This window comes from Pseudolysinimonas sp. (assembly GCF_057350545.1).
This window is the reverse complement of the sequence record NZ_JBMRCP010000045.1, coordinates 1-21,000: the sequence shown is the minus strand read 5'-3', so window position 1 is coordinate 21,000 and position 21,000 is coordinate 1. Positions and strand designations below refer to the sequence as shown.

At 70.3% G+C, this 21,000-nt stretch carries 20 protein-coding genes; 4 read left to right on the top strand and 16 right to left on the bottom strand.

All coding sequences use genetic code 11. The annotated features are described in order from the left end of the window. Positions 1-66 precede the first annotated feature (66 nt). Positions 67-1,560: an FAD-dependent oxidoreductase gene (locus tag ACO1X9_RS06215; RefSeq protein ID WP_486349946.1), complete on the bottom strand. Its 1,494-nt coding sequence runs from the start codon at positions 1,558-1,560 to the stop codon at positions 67-69. A gap of 131 nt (positions 1,561-1,691) precedes the next feature. On the opposite strand from ACO1X9_RS06215, the gene ACO1X9_RS06210 reads away from it, so the two are divergent. Continuing rightward, entirely contained in the window at positions 1,692-3,029 is a 1,338-nt protein-coding gene (locus tag ACO1X9_RS06210) for a M20/M25/M40 family metallo-hydrolase (protein ID WP_486349945.1), read from the top strand. Between the two features lie 4 nt (positions 3,030-3,033). On the opposite strand, the gene ACO1X9_RS06205 is transcribed toward ACO1X9_RS06210, so the two are convergent. After that, the gene (locus ACO1X9_RS06205) at positions 3,034-3,939 is read right to left on the bottom strand and encodes a glycerophosphodiester phosphodiesterase (protein WP_486349944.1); all 906 of its coding nucleotides are present in this window, start codon (positions 3,937-3,939) and stop codon (positions 3,034-3,036) included. Positions 3,940-4,074: 135 nt separating this feature from the next. On the opposite strand from ACO1X9_RS06205, the gene ACO1X9_RS06200 reads away from it, so the two are divergent. Further along, complete coding sequence (locus ACO1X9_RS06200; RefSeq protein WP_486349943.1) at positions 4,075-4,419, top strand: MmcQ/YjbR family DNA-binding protein; 345 nt, start codon at positions 4,075-4,077, stop codon at positions 4,417-4,419. Positions 4,420-4,467: 48 nt separating this feature from the next. Here the strand turns inward: ACO1X9_RS06200 and ACO1X9_RS06195 are convergent, their stop codons facing one another. The 3 genes from ACO1X9_RS06195 to deoC are packed head-to-tail and all read right to left on the bottom strand — an operon-like array spanning position 4,468 to position 7,873. Continuing rightward, positions 4,468-5,331 (bottom strand): aldehyde dehydrogenase family protein, encoded by an 864-nt coding sequence (locus tag ACO1X9_RS06195; protein WP_486349942.1) that lies wholly within the window; start codon positions 5,329-5,331, stop codon positions 4,468-4,470. Continuing rightward, a complete protein-coding gene (locus tag ACO1X9_RS06190; RefSeq protein WP_486349941.1) occupies positions 5,328-6,809 on the bottom strand; it encodes an aldehyde dehydrogenase family protein in 1,482 nt (493 codons plus the stop codon). Before ACO1X9_RS06190 ends, ACO1X9_RS06195 begins: the two co-directional genes overlap by 4 nt. Before the next feature lie 59 nt (positions 6,810-6,868). After that, a complete protein-coding gene (deoC, locus tag ACO1X9_RS06185; RefSeq protein ID WP_486349940.1) occupies positions 6,869-7,873 on the bottom strand; it encodes a deoxyribose-phosphate aldolase in 1,005 nt (334 codons plus the stop codon). A 23-nt stretch (positions 7,874-7,896) separates the two neighbouring features. On the opposite strand from deoC, the gene ACO1X9_RS06180 reads away from it, so the two are divergent. Continuing rightward, positions 7,897-8,790 (top strand): ROK family protein, encoded by an 894-nt coding sequence (locus ACO1X9_RS06180; RefSeq protein ID WP_486349939.1) that lies wholly within the window; start codon positions 7,897-7,899, stop codon positions 8,788-8,790. A 79-nt stretch (positions 8,791-8,869) separates the two neighbouring features. Here ACO1X9_RS06180 and ACO1X9_RS06175 read toward each other — a convergent pair whose 3' ends face one another. The 3 genes from ACO1X9_RS06175 to dusB are packed head-to-tail and all read right to left on the bottom strand — an operon-like array spanning position 8,870 to position 12,571. After that, positions 8,870-10,123, bottom strand: a complete 1,254-nt coding sequence (locus tag ACO1X9_RS06175; protein WP_486349938.1) for an MFS transporter — start codon at positions 10,121-10,123, stop codon at positions 8,870-8,872. Further along, positions 10,120-11,400: a deoxyguanosinetriphosphate triphosphohydrolase gene (locus ACO1X9_RS06170; protein ID WP_486349937.1), complete on the bottom strand. Its 1,281-nt coding sequence runs from the start codon at positions 11,398-11,400 to the stop codon at positions 10,120-10,122. Before ACO1X9_RS06170 ends, ACO1X9_RS06175 begins: the two co-directional genes overlap by 4 nt. After that, positions 11,393-12,571: a tRNA dihydrouridine synthase DusB gene (gene dusB / locus ACO1X9_RS06165; RefSeq protein ID WP_486349947.1), complete on the bottom strand. Its 1,179-nt coding sequence runs from the start codon at positions 12,569-12,571 to the stop codon at positions 11,393-11,395. The genes ACO1X9_RS06170 and dusB overlap by 8 nt, the downstream gene beginning before the upstream one ends. Between dusB and ACO1X9_RS06160 the strand changes: the two genes are divergently transcribed. Continuing rightward, positions 12,570-13,040 (top strand): aminoacyl-tRNA deacylase, encoded by a 471-nt coding sequence (locus ACO1X9_RS06160; RefSeq protein WP_486349936.1) that lies wholly within the window; start codon positions 12,570-12,572, stop codon positions 13,038-13,040. The genes dusB and ACO1X9_RS06160 overlap by 2 nt on opposite strands. 129 nt (positions 13,041-13,169) lie before the next feature. On the opposite strand, the gene ACO1X9_RS06155 is transcribed toward ACO1X9_RS06160, so the two are convergent. The 8 genes from ACO1X9_RS06155 to ACO1X9_RS06120 form a co-directional block, all read right to left on the bottom strand. Further along, entirely contained in the window at positions 13,170-13,814 is a 645-nt protein-coding gene (locus tag ACO1X9_RS06155; RefSeq protein WP_486349935.1) for a DsbA family oxidoreductase, read from the bottom strand. 37 nt (positions 13,815-13,851) lie between these two features. After that, positions 13,852-14,904 carry a CPBP family intramembrane glutamic endopeptidase gene (locus ACO1X9_RS06150; RefSeq protein WP_486349934.1) on the bottom strand — a complete coding sequence of 351 codons (1,053 nt, stop codon included), beginning with the start codon at positions 14,902-14,904 and terminating at the stop codon, positions 13,852-13,854. Further along, the gene (locus ACO1X9_RS06145; protein WP_486349933.1) at positions 14,901-15,491 is read right to left on the bottom strand and encodes a PadR family transcriptional regulator; all 591 of its coding nucleotides are present in this window, start codon (positions 15,489-15,491) and stop codon (positions 14,901-14,903) included. Before ACO1X9_RS06145 ends, ACO1X9_RS06150 begins: the two co-directional genes overlap by 4 nt. Before the next feature lie 101 nt (positions 15,492-15,592). Then, positions 15,593-16,996: a vanillate/3-O-methylgallate O-demethylase gene (gene ligM, locus ACO1X9_RS06140; RefSeq protein WP_486349932.1), complete on the bottom strand. Its 1,404-nt coding sequence runs from the start codon at positions 16,994-16,996 to the stop codon at positions 15,593-15,595. Between the two features lie 76 nt (positions 16,997-17,072). Further along, on the bottom strand, positions 17,073-17,969 hold the full coding sequence (purU, locus tag ACO1X9_RS06135; protein WP_486349931.1) for a formyltetrahydrofolate deformylase: 897 nt from the start codon (positions 17,967-17,969) through the stop codon (positions 17,073-17,075). Between the two features lie 2 nt (positions 17,970-17,971). Beyond that, positions 17,972-18,820 carry a methylenetetrahydrofolate reductase gene (locus tag ACO1X9_RS06130; RefSeq protein ID WP_486349930.1) on the bottom strand — a complete coding sequence of 283 codons (849 nt, stop codon included), beginning with the start codon at positions 18,818-18,820 and terminating at the stop codon, positions 17,972-17,974. Positions 18,821-18,916: 96 nt separating this feature from the next. Then, positions 18,917-19,984 (bottom strand): acyltransferase family protein, encoded by a 1,068-nt coding sequence (locus ACO1X9_RS06125; protein ID WP_486349929.1) that lies wholly within the window; start codon positions 19,982-19,984, stop codon positions 18,917-18,919. Positions 19,985-20,007: 23 nt separating this feature from the next. Continuing rightward, positions 20,008-21,000, bottom strand: a 993-nt coding sequence (locus ACO1X9_RS06120) for a glycine--tRNA ligase (RefSeq protein ID WP_486349928.1), incomplete at its 5' end; no start/stop codon positions are given.

Here is a 21,000-nt window from a genome sequence, read left to right as displayed (position 1 = left end):
CCTGCGGCGGCTACTCGACCACCGAAGTGACACGCACCGCGAGTCTCGACACGCCGCCTGCGGCGGCTACTCGACCACCGAAGTAGAGCGCAGGGGGCGCGTGGCGGGGCCGTCGAGGAGGGCGCCGTCGGGGGCGAAACGCGAACCGTGGGCGGGGCAGTCCCACGAACGCTCGAAGTCGTTCCACTGCAGCACTGCGCCGAGGTGAGGGCACACGGCGCACACATCACGCGAGACCCCGTCGACGTTCGAGCGGCCCGTGGGCAGCATCCCGACCCGACCCACCTCGCCGCGACCCTCGGCGACGGATGCCGGGAGCGGCCGGGTGAGGCCCCGGAACCAGCCGCGCGCGTACCAGGCGGCGACGGCGGCGTTCTCGCCGAGGCCGGTGGCGAGCGCTCGCGGCAGGGTCGGGCGACGGTGCAGGGTGGCCTGCCAGTCCAGTCCGCCGCCGGTGAGGTCGTCCGCGAGCGTCAGCGCCGTCGCGATCGCGTTCGTCATGCCCCACTTCGAGAAGCCCGTCGCCAGGTAGATGCGTCCCGCTCCGCGCGGCAGCCAGCCGACGAACGGCACCCCGTGCGGGCTCATCATGTCCTGGGCCGACCATTCGGTGACGAGTTCCGCGTCGGGCCAGCCGGTGCGCGTCCAGTCGGCGAGTGCGTCGGCCGCGGCTCGGGGTGACGGATGCCGCCCCACGTGGTGTCCGAAGCCTCCCGTGAGCAGCAGGCCGCGGGCATCCCGGATCGACCGGGTCGGCTCGCCCACGCCGAGGTACATCGCCGACGGCACCTCGTCGTCGGGCACGCGCCACGCGGCCGCGTAGCTGCGGTGCGCGGCGACCTTCGTGAAGTAGAGGCCGCGGTCGAGGATCGGCATGCCGGTCGTCACCACGACGGACCGTGCCCGCACTCGCCCCTCCCCCACGGTGACCACGGCGGGCTCGTGGGAGAAGCGGTGGGCGCTGACGGCGGTGACGCGGGCATCCTGGACGAACGTGCCGCCGGATGCCCGCAGTTCGCGCACGAGGGCGGCGAGCAGCGCGATCGGCTCCACCTGCGCCTGCCCGGGCAGCCGCACCGCTCCGAACGTCGGCACGGGCAGTTCGTCGGCGTCGGAGATCGCCGTCGCGAGTCCGTGCGCCCGGGCGAGCCGGTGCTCGAGTACGACGCTCTCGAAGTCGCCGGGCCGCAGGGCCGTCGTGACGGCATCCCGACGCTCGAAGGGTACCGACTGCTCGGCGGCGAACGTCTCGAGCCACTCGAACGCCGCCCGTTGGCTGCGCACGTACGCGTCGAGCACGACCGAGGTGGAGCGCTCCCGGATGCGCTGCAGCATCGTGCCCTGCAGCAGGCTCACCTTCGCGGTCGTGCGGCCCGTGGTGCCCTCGCCCAGCTGCCGCGCTTCGAGCACGACGACCGATCGGCCTGCCCGGGCGAGCAGGAGGGCCGCCGCGAGTCCGGCGAGACCGCCGCCGATCACCGCGACGTCGACGATGTCGTTCTCGCGCGGCAGCGGATCGGACGGGATCGCGGGAGCGTCGGTCTGCCAGAGGGACTCCATCGTCGAACGGTAAACGCGGGGGACGAAGATCCGCGGAGGGTTGACACGCGGCGGGGTCTCGACACGCCGCCTGCGGCGGCTACTCGACCACCGAGGGAGGGCGCGCTCGACCACCGAATACGATCGGTCGGGTGGACTCCGAAGCCGTCGTCGAACGCCTGCGCGCCCTCATCCGCGTTCCCACCGTCTCGCGCACCGACCGCGACCTGCAGGACTCCGACGCGTTCGCCCGCTTCCCGGTGCTGCTCTCCGAGCTCTACCCGCGCGTGCACGCGGCGCTCGAGCTCGAGCGCGTCGGCGACACGGGGCTGCTCTACCGCTGGCCGGGCACCGACCGGGGCGACGCGCTCATCGTCATGGCGCACTGGGATGTCGTGCCGGCCGACGAGGACGGCTGGCAGCACGAGCCGTTCGACGCCGCCTTGACGACCGACCCGGATGGCGCGCGCCGACTGTGGGGACGCGGCACGATCGACGACAAGGGTGCGCTCGGCGGCATCCTCGAAGCCGTGGAGTCGCTGCTCGAGTCCGGCTTCCAGCCGCAGCACGACGTGTACCTGTCGTTCGGCGGCGACGAGGAGGTGCAGGGCTCGGCGGCGGAGGCCGCGGTCGACCTGCTGCTCGCCCGCGGCGTCGCCGTCGACTTCGTGCTCGACGAAGGCGGCGCGGTCGTGCAGGGGCAGTTCCCCGGCGTGAGCGAGCCGACGGCCGCGATCGGCATCGCCGAGAAGGGCGTCGCGACGATCGAGCTGCGCGCCACCGAAGCCGGTGGTCACGCGGCGCATCCGCCACGCTCAGGACGCACCGCGACCCTGCGGCTCGCCCGCGCCATCCAGCGGGTCTCGCAGCAACCCCCCGCGCACCTGCCACCGACGGCGTACCCGATGTTCGCCGCGCTCGGCCGCCGCGCGCGCGGGATCGTGGGGCTCGCCTACCGGCATCCGAAGCTCTTCCGACCGGTGCTGCTGCGGGCGCTGGCATCCGGCACCGACGAGGCGAACGCCCTCATCCGCACGACGCGCGTCGTGACCCGGCTGCGCGGTGCGGCGGCCGACAACGTGCTGCCCGAGGTGGCGACCGCCACGGTCAACCTGCGCGTCGCCGTGGGGTCGACGCTCGACGACGAGGTCGCCCGCATCCGCCGAGACATCGCCGACGAGCAGATCGCCGTGCGGGTCGTCGCCGGGGGCGACCCGCCGCCCGTCGCACCCACGACGGGACGAGCGTGGGATCGACTCGTGGAGGCGCTCGGTGTCTCGCATCCGGACGCCGTCGCGGTGCCCTACGCGATGCTCGGAGCGACTGACGGCCGCCACTTCACCCGGCTGACGCCCGCGGTCTACCGCTTCACGCCGTTCGAGTTGTCGAAGGCCGAGCTCGCGGGCCTGCACGCGATCGACGAGAGCATCCGCGTCGACGCCTACCTCCGCGGCATCGTGTTCTACCGGTCGCTGCTCGAGACGGCGTAGCGCGTCAGGGCGCGACCGAGCCCTTCATCCACGACCCCAGGCCGCCCGTGCGGTCGGTGATGATGCCGTCGACGCCGAGGCGGTAGGCGACATCCCACAGCTCCTCGTCGTTGAGGGTGTAGATGAGGATGCTGAGGCCGGCGGCCCGGAGTTCCTTCACGACCTCGGGTCGCGCCTGCACGGAGTCGAGTCGGGTCATGATCGCGATCGCCCCCACTCGGGCGGCGGCGGCCACCGGGTCGTCGGGCAGCTCCGAGATGAGCAGGGCGCGCGCGAACTCCGGGCCCGACTCCCGCAGCGCCAGCAGCGACTTCTCCGAGAAACTCGCGAAGGCGACGCGGTCGCTCAGGCCCCGCGCGCGCACGCTGCTCACGAGCAGGCGGGTCTCGTCGACATCCCAGGTGCCTTTGAGCTCGACGAGCGCTCGCACCTCGGTCGCCTCGAGCACGAGGTAGTTGAGCAGCTCGTCGAAGAGCGGCACGCGTGCGCCCGTGTACTGGACGTCGTACCAGGAACCCGCGTCGAGGGCGCGCACCTCGGCGAAGGTCAGCTCGCCGACGAGGCCGGTGCCGTCGGTCGTGCGGTCGACCGTCGTGTCGTGCAGGAGCACCGGGATGCGATCGGCGGTGAGTTGCACGTCCGTCTCGACAAGGTCGGCGCCGTTGTCGACGGCGGCGCGGAACGCGGGCATCGTGTTCTCCGGCGTGGTCGCCGATTCGCCGCGGTGCGCCGTCACGTAGGGCAGCGCGTCGGTGGTGCGCAGGGCGCTCGACCCCGCGGCCTCGGTGCCGATCACGCCGGGCGCGAGAGGGGCGAGTACCAGGATGGCGCTCAGGACGGCGGTCGTGGCGAGTGCGATCGGGACGCGCGAGCGCGCGTGCGCGGGGTCGGCGGACAGAGCTCGGGGCATGCTCATCCCTCGGGTTTCGGGACACCCGCGTCGTTGCGGGTGCTCGACACTAACACGAGCCGTTACCGTTCCGTTACCTCCTGTTCACCATTCCGTGACCTTCCGGGGAGCTCGTGCGAACGGCATGCTGAGACCGTGACGAAGAACCCCGCGCTCGACGCGGCCCAGGCGCGGCTCGAAGGCTTCGCCGACGACTACCTCGCGCGACCCGGTGTCGACTGGGGGCGGATGTTCTCCACCATCGGGTTGCGCGTGCGCGGCAAGATCTTCGCCGTCGCGGTGCACGACGGTGGGCTCATGGTGAAGATCCCCGAAGCGCGCGTGGCGGCTCGCGTGGCAGCGGGCGAAGCCGTGCCGATGGTCATGCGCGGTCGGGAAATGCGGGAGTGGGTGGTCGCCGCCGGGGATGCCCCGGATGCCGTGTGGCGCTCGTTGCTCGAGGAGGCGTACGCCTACCTCGACGAGATCACGCCGCGGTAGGTCTCGACACGGCCGCTGCGCGGCCTACTCGACCACCGAGAGCTGGGGTCAGATCAGGCTCTTGGTGTGCCAGACGGTCTTCGTCTCGGTGAACGCGAGGATGCGGTTCAGCGCGAGCGACGGGATGCCGGGCTCGGGCGACAGCACACGCTTGAGCGTGTCGGCGGCGGCGATCTCGTAGTCGATCCAGTCGAGCGCGCCGGCACCGGCGAGGTCGAGCGCGTTGACGTCGGCGTGCGACGCGAGCCACGGGATGAGCTCCGCCGGCGATCCGGTGAGCACGTTGACCACTCCCCCGGGCACGTCGCTCGTGGCGAGCACCTCGGCGAGGGAGATCGCCGACAGCGGGCGCTTCTCGTCGGCGATCGCGATGACCGTGTTGCCCGCGACGAGCGCCGGGGCGACGACGTTCACGAAGCCCAGGAGCGACCCTCCTGCCACGCCCTGCGGCGCGACGACCACGACGACGCCGGTCGGCTCGGGCACCGAGAGGTTGAAGTACGGCCCCGCGACCGGGTTGCCCGATCCGGCGACCTGCGTGTACTTGTCGGTCCATCCCGCGTACCAGACCCACGCGTCGATGGCGGCATCCACCTGCTTGGTCGCGCCGGAGGCCGACGATCCTTCCGACAGTCGCAGCTCCTCGACGAACTGCTCCCGACGGCCCTCGAGCAGCTCGGCGATGCGGTAGAGCACCTGCCCGCGGTTGTAGGCCGTCGCACCTGCCCAGCCCGCCACCGCCGCGCGTGCGGCGACCACGGCATCCCGAGCGTCTTTGCGGGAGGCGAGCGACGCGTTCGCGAGGAACGCGCCCTTCGGCGTCGTCACCTCGTAGGTGCGACCCGACTCGCTGCGCGGGAACTTGCCGCCGATCGCGAGCTTGTAGGTCTTGGGGATGCTCAGCCGGCTCACGCGCCCGCTCCCTTCAGGTAGGCGGCGAGGCCGTGGCGTCCGCCCTCGCGGCCGTAGCCCGACTCCTTGTAGCCGCCGAACGGCGACGCGGGGTCGAAGCGGTTGAACGTGTTCGCCCAGATGACGCCCGCGCGCAACTGGTCGGCGACGGCGAGGATCTTCGAACCCTTGTCGCTCCAGATGCCCGCCGAGAGGCCGTACGGGGTGTTGTTCGCCTTCGTGATCGCCTCGGCGGGGGTGCGGAACGTGAGCACCGAGAGCACGGGGCCGAAGATCTCCTCGCGGGCGATCGTCGACGACGCCTGCACGCCGGTGAAGATCGTCGGCGCGAACCAGAACCCGTTCTTCGGGATGTCGCACGGCGCGCTCCAGCGCTCGGCACCCTCCTGCTCGCCGATATCGGAGAGGGTGCGGATGCGGTCGAGCTGCTCTTTCGAGTTGATCGCGCCGATGTCGGTGTTCTTGTCGAGCGGGTCGCCGAGCCGGAGCGTCGAGAGCCGATCCTTGAGGCGCGCCACGACCTCGTCGTGCACGTTCTCCTGCACGAGCAGGCGGCTGCCCGCGCAGCACACGTGGCCCTGGTTGAAGAAGATGCCGTTGACGATGCCTTCGACGGCCTGCTCCATCGGGGCATCGTCGAAGACGATGTTGGCCGCCTTGCCGCCGAGTTCGAGCGTGAGCTTCTTGCCCGTGCCGGCGACGGCCTTCGCGATCTCGCGCCCCACGGCGGTCGACCCGGTGAACGCGACCTTGTTGACGTCCGGATGCCGCACGAGCGCCGCACCCGTCTCCCCCGCGCCGGTGACGATGTTGACGACGCCCTTGGGCAGCTCGGCCTGCTGCAGGATCTCGGCGAAGATCATCGCGCTGAGCGACGTCGTCTCGGCGGGCTTGAGCACGACGGTGTTGCCCGCGGCGAGGGCGGGTGCGACCTTCCAGGCGAGCATGAGCAGCGGGAAGTTCCACGGGATGACCTGCGCGGCGACGCCGAGGGCGCGCGGCGACGAACCGAGACCCGCGTGGTCGAGCTTGTCGGCCCAACCTGCGTAGTAGAAGAACCACGCGGCGACGAGGGGGACGTCGACATCCCGGCTCTCCTTGATGGGCTTGCCGTTGTCGAGACTCTCGGCCACCGCGAGCTCTCGCGCTCGCTCCTGCACGAGACGCGCGATGCGGAAGAGATACTTGCCGCGCTCGGCACCCGGCAGTTTCGACCAGGTCTTCTCGTAGGCGCGGCGCGCGGCGGCCACCGCCTTGTCGACGTCGGCGGACGTCGCCATCGCGATCTCGGCGATCTTCTTCTCGGTCGCCGGCGAGATCGTCGAGAAGCCCGAACCCGAGCCGTCGACGAAGTCGCCGTCGATGAACAGCCCGTACGACTTCTTGAGGTGCAGGATGCTCGTCGACTCGGGCGCCGGGGCGTAGTCGAGGAACGGGGTCGGCGTCTCGACACGCGCTGGCGCGCTAGATCTCGACACGCGCTCCGCGCTACTCGATCCACCGCTCGACGACCGAGAGACGTCCTTCTTGGCCATGGTCAGTCCACCGTCACGTAGTCGGGGCCGCTGTAGCGACCGGTTGCGAGCTTCTGCCGCTGCATGAGCACGTCGTTGAGCAGCGTCGAGGCGCCGAAGCGGAACAGGTGCGGCTGCAGCCACTCCTCGCCCACCGTCTCGGCGACCGTCACGAGGTACTTGATCGCGTCTTTCGACGACTTGATGCCGCCGGCCGGCTTGACGCCGACCTTCTCGCCCGTGAGGCGGTGCCACTCGCCGACGATCTGCAGCATGAGCAGCGTCACGGGCAGCGTCGCGGCGGGCTGCACCTTGCCGGTCGACGTCTTGATGAAATCGCCGCCGGCGAGGATCGCGAGCCAGGATGCGCGGCGCACGTTGTCGTAGGTGTTGAGCTCGCCCGTCTCGAGGATGACCTTGAGGCTCGCGTACGAGCCGTCGGCGCGGCGGCACGCCTCCTTGACGGCGACGATCTCCTCGAAGACCTTGCCGTAGTTGCCGGCGAGGGACGCGCCGCGGTCGAGGACCATGTCGATCTCGTCGGCGCCGGCGGCGACGGCATCCTCGGTGTCGGCGAGCTTCACCCGCAGCGACGCGCGTCCGCTCGGGAACGCGGTCGCGACGGCCGCGACCGAGATGAGTCCGTCATCCGGGTCGCCGTGCATCGCGCCGAGCGCCTCCACCGCGACGCCGACCATGTCGTTGTAGACGCACACCGCGGCGACGCGCGGCGTCGACGGGTCGGTCGCGTCGGGCGTGATCGCCTTCGCGACGAGCGAGCGCACCTTGCCGGGGGTGTCGTCGCCCGCGAGGGTCGTGAGGTCGATGAGTCTGATGACCTCGTCGAGCGCACGCGCCTTCGAGGTGGTCTTGATCGAGCGGGTTCCGAGTCCCGCGGCGCGGGCTTCGAGCCCCACCGCGTCCACTCCCGACAACCCCTCGAGATGCAGCCGGAGGCTCTTCTCGGTGAGGTCGCCGCCGAGCAGCTTCACGGCCCGATCGGCCGGGGCCAGCGACGTCGCGTCCATCCGAGGAAGTCTACGCTGGGGGTGTGAGTGGAGCGCCCGTGCTGGCCGTCGACTTCGGAGGCACGAAGGTCGAAGCCGCCCTCGTCACCGACGGAATCCTCGTTCCCGGGAGTCGCGCGCGGCGCCCCACCGGGCCCGTCGCCACCGCGGCCGAACTCGACGACGCCGTACGTGCGGTCGTCGCGGAGGCGCTCGGCGGACAGTCGGTGGAGGCCGTGGGCATCGGCTCAGCCGGCCCCGTCGACACCGTGCGCGGCCTCGCCTCGCCGCTCAACGTGCCCGCGTGGCGCGACCACCCGCTGCGGGATGTCGTCGCCGCCGCCGTGCCCGGGGCCGAGGTCGTGCTCGCGATCGACGGGCTCGCCATCACCCTCGCCGAGGCGCGCTACGGCGCCGGCCGGGGGTCGTCGAACGTGATGGGCATGGTCGTCTCGACCGGCATCGGCGGGGGGATCGTGCTCGACGGGCGCGGCATCCGCGGGATGAGCGGCAACGCGGGGCACATCGGTCATATCCAGGTTTCGGGCTACGACGACGCGTGCCCGTGCGGGCGTCAGGGCTGCGTCGAAGCGGTCGCCTCCGGCCCGAGTTCCGTGCGGTGGGCGCAGGCGCAGGGATGGCGCGGTGCGACCGGTGAGGACCTCGCCGCCGCCGCTCCGACCGACCCGATCGCGCGCGCGGCCATCGAGCGCACCGCCCGCGCCGTCGGACTCGCCGTCGCCTCCGCGAGCGCCCTCGTCGACCTCGACGTCGTCGCGATCGGCGGCGGCTTCTCGCACTCCGCGCCCGACTACCTCGACCTCGTGCGTGCGGCCGCCGACGAGGGGTTCCCGTTCGTGCGCGCCACGCGCATCCTGCCCGCCGGTCTCGGCGGCGACGCGCCCCTCATCGGCGCGGCCTCCCTCGTCTCACCCTGACCCGCCCGTTCGCGAGGGGTCGCGTTCGGGGCATACGAGCGCCCGCGTGTGCCCCAAACGCGACCCCTCGTGATCCGGGTCAGAGCTCGTCGTCGATCATGCGGCCGCGGCGCAGCACGAGGATGACCGGGATGGTGATGCCCGACGTCGCGATGAGCACGAGGAAGGGCACCGTCCAGCTGCCCGTCGCGTCGTGGATGACGCCGAGCACGAGCGAGAACACCCCCGCCGTGAGGTAGGCCAATCCCTGCGCGAACGCGCTCACCGAGACCGTCACGCGGTGGTCGCGCGTGCGGGTGTTGACGAGCAGCAGCGCGAGCGGGAAGACGATCGAGCCCGAGCCGACGCAGAACGCCCAGAGCAGCGGCGCGGCGGCCGGGGCCAGCAGCATCCCACCCCAGCCGAGCACCGTGAAGACACCCGCCGCGGCGATGAGCGGGATCGTCGTACCGCGACGCGACGCGATGAGCGGCACGAGGAGCGCTTGCGGGATGCCGAGCACGAGCGCGAGACCGAGGGCGGCTCCGGCGGCCTCCCGCGGGATGCCCGCGGTCGCGATGAGCATCGACGGCAGGAACGCCATCGCGACGTAGATCGTGATCGAGCTGAGCACGAGGGTGCCGGTGACCGCCCACGCGGTCGGCGAGGCGGCGATCAGGCGCGGGCGCGCGACGGCCCGGGTCACCGGACCGGGCTCGCGGATGCCGGCCACCTCGTCGACCTCGGTCGGGATGAGCTCCGCGGGGGCGGCACGACGACGCACGACCGTCGCGATCCACGGCAGGATCGCGATCACCGGGAGCACCGCCCAGATGCCGAGCGCGAAGCGCCATCCCGTCGCCTCGGCCAGTTGCACCCCGACGAACGCCGGGGTGGAGGCCGAGATGCTCATGAGCACGAGATAACTGCCCGTCACGAGGCCGATGCGGCGCGGTGCGTAGCGGCGCACGAGCGGCGGCAGCAGCACGTTGGCCGCGCCGATGCCGACCATGACGAGGAACGTCGACGAGACGAGCAGGATCGCCTCGTCGGAGAACGCGCGCACCAGCTGCCCCGCGCCGATGAACGCGACCGCGGCGATGAGCGACCCCTCGAGGCCGATGCGGCGGGTCAGCCCGGGCACGAGCAGTCCGGCGAGCGCGAAGCCGAACGGCGGGGCGGCGCCGAGCACCGACAGCACGACCACGTCCATGCCGAGGTCGTCGGCCAGGATCGGGAAGACCGAGCCGATGACGCCCGCGGCCGACCGCATCGAGAGCGCGACGAGCACGATCCCGAGCAGCGCGAGCACGATGCCGCGCTCGCGACCGAGCGGCGGGGTGACTCCGCTCACCCGATCAGCCGCTCGTGCCAGGCGTTCGCCGACACGTCGGTGAGCGACGCGACCTGGTCGACGACGACGCGCTTGCGGGCGGCGTCGTCACCCGCCTCCGCCCAATCGGCGGCGAAGCCCACGTCGAGGGCGTCGGGACGCGCGAGAAGCTTGTCGGCGAGCTCGGTGAGCACACCGCGCTGGCGCGAGTACAGCGGCTGACGCGCGTTCGTCGACATGACGTTCGCCGCGACGATGCCCTTGAGCACGGCGATCTCGGCGCCCGTCTCGGCCGGCACGACGACGTGTGCGCCGAATCTGGCGAGGGATGCCTGCGGGTAGGCGGCGCGGGTCGCGCGTTCGGCGTGCCCGGCGAACCGGCCGATGAGGAAGCTCGTGAGGTTCTTGAGCCGCGCGAGGTCGCGCCGGCTGCCGTCCCACTCGTCGATCCAGTACTCCAGACTGTCGAGCCGATCGAACGCGGCGATCAGCGTGTCGTGGTCGAACTCGCCGCCGATCCACCGGAACATCGAGTCGACGAGCTCGTCGTGATCGGCCCGCGCGCCGAGGGCCCGCACGTCGAGGAAGCCGTTCACGATCGCATCCTCGAAGTCGTGCACCGAGTAGGCGATGTCGTCGGACAGGTCCATCACCTGCGCCTCGATGCAGCGCACGCGCTCGGGCGCCCCGGCGCGCAGCCACTCGAACACCGCGGTGTCGTCGTCGTAGAAGCCGAACTTGCTGCGTCCCGACGGATCCGGGATGCCCTGCGCGGCCGGCCACGGGTACTTGCACGACGCGTCGAGCGAGGCCCGGGTGAGGTTGAGCCCGTACGACTGGGTCGCGTCGAACACCTTCGGCTCGAGGCGGGTCACGAGGCGCAGAGTCTGCGCGTTGCCCTCGAACCCGCCGATGTCGCTCGCCCACTCGGCGAGCGCACGCTCCCCGTTGTGACCGAACGGTGGATGCCCGAGGTCGTGTGCGAGGCACGCCGCGTCGACGACATCCGGGTCGAGCCCGAGACGCTGCGCGAGCTCGCGCCCCACCTGGGCGACCTCGAGGGAGTGGGTCAGCCGGTTGCGGGCGAAGTCGATACCGGCGGTCGGGCTGAGCACCTGGGTCTTCTGCGACAGCCGCCGCCAGCCGCTCGAGTGCAGGATGCGCGCGCGGTCACGGGCGAAGTCGCTGCGGCGGCTCGCGTGCTCCTCGGGGAACCAGCGCTCGGCATCCTTCTCGGTGTATCCCGGCGGGAGTTCCGCGCCGTGCCCGTGCTCTCGGGCGTGCTGCGGCTCAGCCACCGCTGTTGTGGAGCTCGGCGGCCGACACCTCGGCCCGCAGACCCTCGGCGATCTCGCGGCTGTCGAGCCAGTTCTGCGGCAGCGACGGCGTCTTCGGGGTGCCCGCGCGGCCGCGCTGGCCCTCGGCGTCGGCGCCCGGGTAGGGCTGCTCGTGGTCGAGGGTGCCGAGCAGGTCGTCGATCTGCTGCAGGCTGTTCGACATCGCGAGCGCCGCGCGGGTCTCGCCGCCGACCGCATACCCCTTGAAGTACCAGGCGACGTGCTTGCGGATGTCGCGCGTCGCACGCCCCTCGTCCTCGAAGAACTCGACGAGCAGTTCGGCGTGCCGGCGGTACGCGGTGGCGACCTCGCCGAGCGTCGGCTCGGCCTTGAGCGCGCCGCCGGAGAACGCCGCCGCGAGATCGCCGAACAGCCACGGCTTGCCGAGGCAGCCGCGGCCGACGACGACGCCGTCGCAGCCCGTCTCGCGCACCATCCGCAGCGCGTCCTCGGCCGACCAGATGTCGCCGTTGCCGAGCACGGGCACGTCGGAGATCGTCTCCTTGAGCTTGCCGATCGCCGCCCAGTCGGCGTGGCCGGAGTAGAACTCGCTCGCCGTGCGGGCGTGGAGCGCGATGCTCGACACCCCGGCTCCTTGAGCGATGCGACCCGCCTCGAGGTAGGTGAGGTGGTCGGCGTCGATGCCCTTGCGCATCTTGATCGTGAGCGGCACCCGGCCGGCGGCCTGCACGGCGCTCTCGACGATGTCGCGGAAGAGGTCGAGCTTCCACGGCAGCGCCGCCCCGCCGCCCTTGCGGGTGACCTTCGGCACGGGGCATCCGAAATTCAGGTCGATGTGGTCGGCGCGGTCCTCCGCGACGAGCATCGTCACGGCATCCCGCACGGTCTTCGGGTCGACCCCGTAGAGCTGGATGCTGCGCGGCGTCTCCGACTCGTGGTGGCGGATGAGGCGCATGCTCTCCGGGGTGCGCTCGACGAGCGCCCGGGAGGTGATCATCTCCGACACGTAGAGCCCCGCGCCGTACTCGCGGCACAGCCGACGGAACGCCGTGTTCGTGATGCCCGCCATCGGCGCGAGCACGACCGGAACGGTCAGCTCGATGCCCCCGATGCTGAGGGGCTTCGCGGCGAGAGAGGTGGACACCCTCCGATTGTTCCAGAATGAGGGCATGGCCACCGGCAGAGAGCGCGTCGCGGCGGATGCCGAAGCGCGCGGCATCCCCGTCGAGTTCAGGGAGCGGATGCGCGCATCCTCACTCGAGGAGGCGGCCGGCATCCTCGGCATCACGCCCGCCGACATCGTGAAGTCGCTCGTCGTGCGCCGCCACGACGGGTCGTACCTGTTCGCGCTCGTGCCCGGGGATCGGCAGATCTCGTGGCCGAAGCTGCGGGCGCTCGTCGGGGTCAACAAGCTGCGGCTGCCCGAGGCGGAGCTCGCGCTCGAGGCGACCGGGTTCGAGCGCGGCACGATCACACCGCTCGGCTCGACGACGGCGTGGCCGGTCTACGTCGACGAGCGGGTCGTGGGACGGCGGGTGTCGATGGGCGCGGGTGAGCACGGGTATTCGTTGTTCGTCGAGGCCGACGACCTCGTGCGGGGGCTTGAGGCGACGGTGGCGGATATCTCGGAGCCCGTGTAGGTCTCGACACGCCGCTGCGCGGCTACTCGACCACCGAAGGGCGGGCCGCGGGGAACTCGCACACGTCGTCGACGCACACCGCGGCGTCGGGGTCGCCGAGCGGCTGGAGGGCGATCTTCGGCGTCTCGCTCATGCGGCACGCTCCTCAGCGACCTGGCGCAGCGCCTGCGCGAAGGTCGAGGCGTCTTGGGCACCCGAGACGCCGTACTTGCCGTCGATGACGAAGAACGGCACCCCGCGGATGCCGAGCTCCCCCGCCTGCGCGACGTCGGCCCGCACGTCGGCGAGGTACTCGTCGGACGAGAGGGAGCGCACGACGTCGGCGCGGTCGAAGCCGAGTTCTGCGGCGAGGTCGGCGAGGTCGTCGACGCGTCCGACGTGGCGGCCCTCGACGAAGTACGCCTTGAGCAGGCGCTCCTTCATCTCGAGCTGCCGGCCGCGCGCTTTCGCGTAGTGGATGAGCTGGTGGCCCAGCACGGTGTTGGTCGTCTGCAGCGCGTCGTAGTCGTAGGCCAGTCCGACCGAGGCGGCGATGCCCGTCACCCGCTCGCCCATCGCCTTCGCCTGCTCGGGCGAGACGCCCATCTTCTGGGCGAGGAACTGCTCATGGTGGCCGTCGAACTCGACCGGGGTGTCGGGCGAGAGCTCGTAGGAGTGGTACTCGACCTCGACGGGAACGCCCGCCTCCAAAGCCCCGGCCTCGAACTTGCGCTTGCCGATGTAGCACCAGGGACACGCGATGTCCGACCAGATGTCGACCTTGATCGGGGTCACGGCGGTGGGAGACGCGTCAACAGAAGTCACACCAGGGTCAACGCGCAGGCGGACCGGGCATTCCCGGCAGCACCGGCACGCCGATGCGGCTGATCCGCTCCACCTTGTGGCGCCGCACGAAGAACTCGAGCGCGAGCAGCCACAGCGCGACCGTGACCACCTGGGCGATCACGGCGACCGGTCCGCCCGTCTCCTCGGTCATCCCGGTCTCGCCGAACATGCCGGTGCCGGTGATCGTGAAGACGCCGATGTTGTTCACGGTGTGGAGAGCGATCGCCGCTTCGAGACCACCCGTGCGGATCGTGGCGACCGCGAAGCCGATGCCCATGACGGTGACCTGCACGATGCCCCACGCGTCGTAGGCGTGGCTGACGCCGAACAGCACCGCCGACGCGATGATCGGCACCGGCGCCCAGCGCAGCCACGAGCCCACGGACTGCAGCAGCACGCCGCGGTAGAGGTACTCCTCGGTCGCGGCCTGCACCGGCACGAGCACGAGCACGATCAGCACCGACACGGCGTAGGTGCCGAGCGGCGTCGTGAACTCGCCGAGCTCCTCGCCCGTCGCGAACCCGAGGGCGAGCTGGGCGACGGTCGTGACGAGCCAGACGAGCGCGGCCGGGATGAACGCGATCGCGAGCCACCGCCAGCGCAGCCGGAAGGCGATCGAGTGCAGGATGTTGACCCGCGGCCCCGTCGGACGGATGCCCGCGATGCGGAGCGCGACCGGGATGAGCGGCAGCACGAGGATGATCGGTCCGAGGCCGAAGAGCAGGGTCCAGGGGCGGGCCATGTCGGGTAGCAGCAGCTCCGTCATGTCCTGCTGCGCCGTCGGGCTCAGGAAGTCGATCGAGTTCGTCGTGAACAGCACGATGAACACCGGCACCGCGACGAGGATGCTCACACCGAGGAAGAACACGGCCGTCAGGAGCACGGCGACGAGCGGGCGCCACCAGCGGTAGGTCGGCTGCGCGCGCATCAGCCGGTGGTACGGCAGCCGGGCGTGCACGATCTCGGGCTGTGGCGCCGGTGCCGCGACAGGCGGTACCGGCGGTGCGGACGGCGGGAGCGGCGACGGGATCTCGGTCATGCGGAAGCCCCTTCGAGCTCGTCGAGGAGGTCGAGGCCGCGCCGCGCCCAGGAGATCTCCTGCTCGGCGCGCTGCACGAGACCCTCGTAGGCGTAACGCTTGAACGCCGCGACCCGCGGTCGATCCTCCTCGGGCGTCACCGCGAGGCGGCGATTGAGCATCGGGCTCGTCGCGGTGTCGATCTGATGGATCTGGTCCTCCCACTGCGCGAGCTCCGACTCGTAGTGGGCGATGTGGGCGCGTAGCTGAGCGCGCGCCGCCTCGGGGGTCGCCCACTCGAAGTAAGCGGACTTGAGGTGCATCCCGTCGCGAAACCGCGCGTACGGCAGCATCGAGTTCATCCAGTCGCGCAGCGCCTGCCGACCCGCGTCGGTGATGTGGTACTCGCGCTTCGTGCCCTTGGTTCCCCAGGGCACCTCCTCGGCCTCGACGACGCCGTCGGCCTCCATCTTGCGGAGCTCGGGGTAGATCTGCGAGTCGGGCGCGTACCAGACGTGACCGACCGACGAGTCGAAGCGCTTGTGCAGGTCGTAGCCGGTCATGGCGTCGACGCTCAGCAGAGCGAGGAGCGCGAAACGAAGAGACATGGAAAGACCTCGGGCCGGATGCGGAACGTTCTGTCCCGCATCCGACCCTATGGGTTTCGAGAGGCGTCGCTACGCGGCGCTCCTCAACCTGCGAGGAAGTATCAGGCCTTGTAGCCGGTGCGCCAGCCGCCCTGGTAGGTCTGACGGGCGACCGTCGAGTACGGCACGGGGCTGACGACCGCGCGGATCGGCAGCTGCTCGTGCTTCTCGACCGACGCCTTCGTGGTGTTGGGGCTCTCGCCCCACAGCACACGCAGCTCGGTGCCCTCGGGCACCTCGGGCGAGATGGTCGCGAGCGACAGCGCGCGCTTCTCGTTCGACGAGTAGCCGGTGAACATCGAGTAGCCCACGACGTTGTCGTCGGCATCCACCACGGCGTCGTAGTTCGCCGAGCCGTAGTTGGCGAGCGGCAGGTCGAAGAACTTGTGCGACGGACCGTCGACATCGAAGAGCGACGCGAAGATCTTCGTGACGTCCTCGGCATCCCAGGCGAGCGTGACCTTCTTGCGCTGGGTGTCCTTGTCCATCTTCTCGAGCGCGTCGCGACCGATGAAGTCGTGGTCGAACTTCACGAACGAGCCGTAGCCGAGCTCGTACGGCGTGAGGTAGTAGTCCTCGATGTTCGACGACACGAACGAGCCGGCCAGCGTGCCGGTCGCCTCGTAGGAGTCGGCGGGCAGCCAGTCGCGGTAGCCCTGCTCCGCAGCCCCCGTGTAGATCGCCGGCAGCGGCGACGGGATCCAGCCCGACTCGAGCGTGTTCGACGGATAGGCGCGCGAGCCGACCTGCACGAGGCCGAACTCCTTGCCCGCCTCGACGATGAGGTCGCGGATCTTGTGGTGGTCGGCGTACGGGCCCCACAGCTCGAGGCCCGGAGCGCCGGCCATGCCGTGACGCAGGGTGCGCACGCTCACGCCGCCGATGTTCATCTTCGCCATGCTGAAGAACTTGAGCTGCTCGAGCGGTCCGCCGTTGAGCTTCTCGATGACCGACCAGGCCGCCGGGCCCTGGATCTGGAAGCGGTAGTACTGGCGCGACACCGCGTCGCCGTAGGGGCGCGAGTTCGAGCGACGGTCGATCGTCAGGTCGAGGTTCGAGTAACCGCCGGTCTCGCCGTGGTACGCGAGCCAGTTCGACGCGGGCGCGCGGCCGACGTAGACGTACTCGTCTTCGGCCTCGCGGAAGAGGATGCCGTCGCCGATGACGTGGCCCGACGCGGTCGTCGGCACGTACTGCTTGGCCTTGTCGACCGGGAAGACCGCGGTCGAGTTGATCGCCGTGTCGGAGATGAGCTTGATGGCATCCGAGCCCTTGAGGAACACGTTGTCCATGTGGTGCGACTGGTCGTAGAGCACGGCGGTCGTGCGCCAGGCCTGCTGCTCCTTGATCCAGTTCTGGAAGTCGGCCGGAACGACCGGGTAGATGTACGAGCCGATCTGCGAGTTGCGCAGCAGCTCGACGGGGTTGCCCGCCGCCGCGATGGCTTCGGTGAGGTTCTTCGCCATGGGTTCCTTCTTCGTTGAATACCTATGGATATAGGCGTTGGGTGGGTACAGAGAGGCCCGGACGGGCCTCGCGGGGCTAGAAGACGATCGTCTGACGACCGGCTCGGATGACGCGGTCCTCGCAGTGCGCGAGCACCGCACGGGAGAGCACCTCGCGCTCGACGTAGGCGCCCTTGCGCTGCAGGTCGGCCGCGGTGTCGGCGTGATTCACGCGCACGACGTCCTGCTCGATGATCGGACCCTCGTCGAGCTCCTCCGTGACGTAGTGAGCCGTCGCGCCGATGAGCTTGACGCCGCGCTCCTTCGCCTTCTTGTAGGGGCCCGCGCCGATGAAGGCCGGCAGGAAGGAGTGGTGGATGTTGATCACCGGCACGCCGACGCCGTCGAGGAAGCCCTCGGAGAGGATCTGCATGTACCGCGCGAGCACCACGACGTCCGCGTTGCCCTTGATGAGCTCGATGATCTTCTTCTCGGACTCCGACTTGTCGGCGCCCGAGACGCTCGGCACGTGGAAGAACGGGATGCCGAAGCTGCGCACGTCCTCCGCCATGTCGGTGTGATTCGAGATGACCATCGGCACCGTCATCGGGATCTCGCCGCGGCGGTGACGCCAGAGCAGATCGAGCAGGCAGTGGTCGCTCTTCGAGGCGAGGATGATGACTCGCTTCGGGCTCGCCCGATGGGTGAGCGTCCAGGTCATCCCGAGGTCGTCGAGCACTGCGCCGAGGTCGGCCTCGAGCGCCGGCGAGTTGACGATGAGGTCGGGCAGGTCGAAGACCGTGCGCTGGAAGAACTGACCGCCCTCGGGGTTGTCGGTGTACTGGTCGAGCGAGACGATGTTCGCGCCGTGCTGCGAGAGCGTCGCCGACACCGCCGCGACGATGCCCGGACGGTCGGCACCGTGCACGATGAGCACGGCCTGGTTGGAGCGGCCGGGCAGCGTAGGCGCCGCGGTCGGCTGCGTCGCAGTCATGGTCACAGCTTCTCCTTGAAGTCGCGGATCCACTCCGACGTCGCGACGAGCCCGCCGAACGTGTAGAAGTGCAGCTTCACGATCCCATGCTTGTCGCTGTCGAGGCGCTTGGCCAGACGCTTGATGAACTTGTCGGGGCCGGCGGTGCCCATGAGGTTCGTGAGCGACAGGCCGTACTTCTTCGCGATCCCCGCGCTCGAGGCGACGCCGAAACGGGCGGCGAAGGAGAGCAGTCGCTTGATGCCGGCAGGGCCCGGGACGCCGACGCGGATCTCGTAGTCGATCCCCGCGGCGCGCACCTTCTCGATCCAGTCGATCACCGGGTCTTCGTCGAAGCCGAACTGGGTGAGGATCGTGCCGCGCGTGCCCTGCTCGGTGAGGGTCGCGTGCTTCCCGGTGATCGCGGTCCACAGCTTGTCGTCGGAGATGTCGGGATGACCCTCCGGGTAGCCGGCGATCGAGATGTCGACGGCGCCGTACTGCTGCAGCAGGCCCGACTTGATGACGTCGTGCGAGTCCTCGTACGGGCCCTCCGGCGTCGACGGGTCACCGCCGACCGAGAACACATGGGTCGAGGTGCCCTGCGTCTGCAGTGCGCCGAGGAACTCCTCGAGCTGCTCCTGCGAGGAGAGGCGACGGGCGGAGATATGCGGGATCGGCACGAACCCGCCATCCAGAACCGCCTTCGACGCCACGAGCCGCATCTGCAGGTCTTCGTTGCCGAGGAAGGTGACGTTGATGCGCGTCCCCTGAGGGATGAGCGGGGCGGCGTCGAGCAGGCCGGGGACGTCTTTGCCGGTCATCTCGAGCGAGAAGTCCTCGAGCAGTTGAGCGGGCGTGTAGTTCGCCATGAGGTGTGTTCCTTCCGACATCGTCGTCGCGGGACAGACTACCTATGGTCATAGTGAGTTGTCCAGCATGGGTTCCAGGCAATGGAAGCCGCGGAGTCAGCCGGCCGCGACCTCGCTGCGTTTCATGCGGAATCTCTCCCCCAGACGCCGACCGAGATCGATCGCCCTCCGCTCGACGAGCCACCACGAGGCGAACGCGAGCGCGCCCGTGATCACGGCGACCAGCAGGATGTCGACGGCGAGCGGCAACCCGGGCGCGACGAGCACGACCGTCTGCTGCACCGGGAATCCCCAGAGATAGAGACCGTAGGAGAGGTCGCCGAACCTGCCTGCGCGCCGGAGCACGGGAGTCGACCGCGAGCCGAATGCGATGACGAGGAACGGCAGCACGACCCAGGCGAGCGCGACAGCCTCCCGCTCGCCGAGGAACGCGCCGCCGACCAGCCACCCGAGGGCGATGATCGGCGGCAGCCATCGTGAGCGCAGCGGTGCGGCGAGACCGCGCCGCTCCGCCTCCGAGATCACCGCGCCGCCGGCGAAGAAGACGAGCACCGTGAGCACATCCCGCATCCCGCGCGGCGCCGCACCCGGCACGAGCAGGACGACCGCGCTCGCCACGCCCACGAGCCCGGGACCGGCGAGCCGGATGCCGGGCGCACGCCGGGCGAGCGCGAGCAGTCCGAACGCGAGCACGCCGAGATAGCAGAGGAACTCGGGCCCGAGCGTCCACAGCGACCCGTTGACCGTGCCGTCGATCGGGTTCTCGAGGAAGACCCCCGGCAGCGTGTACACGGGCAGCAGCGTGACGTTGCGCAGGTACGCCCACGACCCGGGGTCGCCGAAGTAGCCCGCGGCCCCGAGAGTCGACACGAGCGGCCCGAGCACGAACGTCGTCACGAGCACCACGACGACGAGCGCGGGCAGGATGCGGAACACCCGCCGCAGCAGGAAGGGCACCACCCGCGGTGAGCGCGCCCAACTCGTCGCGATGAGATACCCGCTCAGGCTGAAGAACACGTAGACGCCGAGGTCGAACAGTTTGAGGCCGCCGACGAGCGGGCGCTCCGAGAGCCCGGTGAGCGGCCAGGCGTGGCCGACCAGCACAGCCAAGGCGGCGAACAGCCGGATCGCGTCGAAGTCGTTGTCGCGGTCAGGTCGTGCCATCAGCCGCCCGTCCGCCGACGGACTCAGCCGCGAAGCCGCTCGGCGAGGTAGCCGTGCAGCTTGTCGAGCGACACGCGCTCTTGGGCCATCGTGTCGCGCTCACGCACCGTGACCGCCTGGTCGTCGAGCGAGTCGAAGTCGACGGTCACGCAGAACGGCGTGCCGATCTCATCCTGACGGCGGTAGCGACGTCCGATCGCGCCGGCGTCGTCGAACTCGATCATCCAGTCCTGGCGGAGGTCGTCGGCGAGCTTCTTCGCGATCGGCGACAGCTGCTCGTTGCGCGAGAGCGGCAGCACCGCGGCTTTCACCGGCGCGAGACGTCGGTCGAGCCGCAGCACCGTGCGGGTGTCGACGCCGCCCTTGGTGTTGGGCGCCTCGTCTTCGGCGTAGGCGTCGACGAGGAACGCCATGAGGGCGCGCGTCAGCCCGAACGCCGGCTCGATGACGTACGGCGTCCAGCGCTCGTTCGTCGTCTGGTCGAAGTACGACAGGTCGACGCCCGACTCCTTCGAGTGGGTCGACAGATCGAAGTCGGTGCGGTTGGCGACGCCCATGAGCTCGCCCCACTCCGAACCCGCGAACTTGAAGCGGTACTCGAGGTCGGTCGTGCCCTTCGAGTAGTGCGAGAGCTTCTCCTGCGGGTGCTCGTAGCGCCGCAGATTCTGCGGGTCGATGCCGAGGCCGAGGAACCACTGCTCGCACTGGTCGATCCAGTACTGGAACCACTCGTCGTCGGTGCCCGGCCGCACGAAGTACTCCATCTCCATCTGCTCGAACTCGCGCGTGCGGAAGATGAAGTTGCCGGGCGTGATCTCGTTGCGGAAGCTCTTGCCGACCTGCGCGATGCCGAAGGGCGGCTTCTTGCGGCTGACGGTCTGCACGTTCTTGAAGTTGACGAAGATGCCCTGCGCCGTCTCGGGGCGCAGGTACGCGTCGAGGCCCGTCTCCTCGAGCGGACCGATCCTCGTCTGGAACATGAGGTTGAACTGGCGAGGCTCGGTGAGATCGCACTG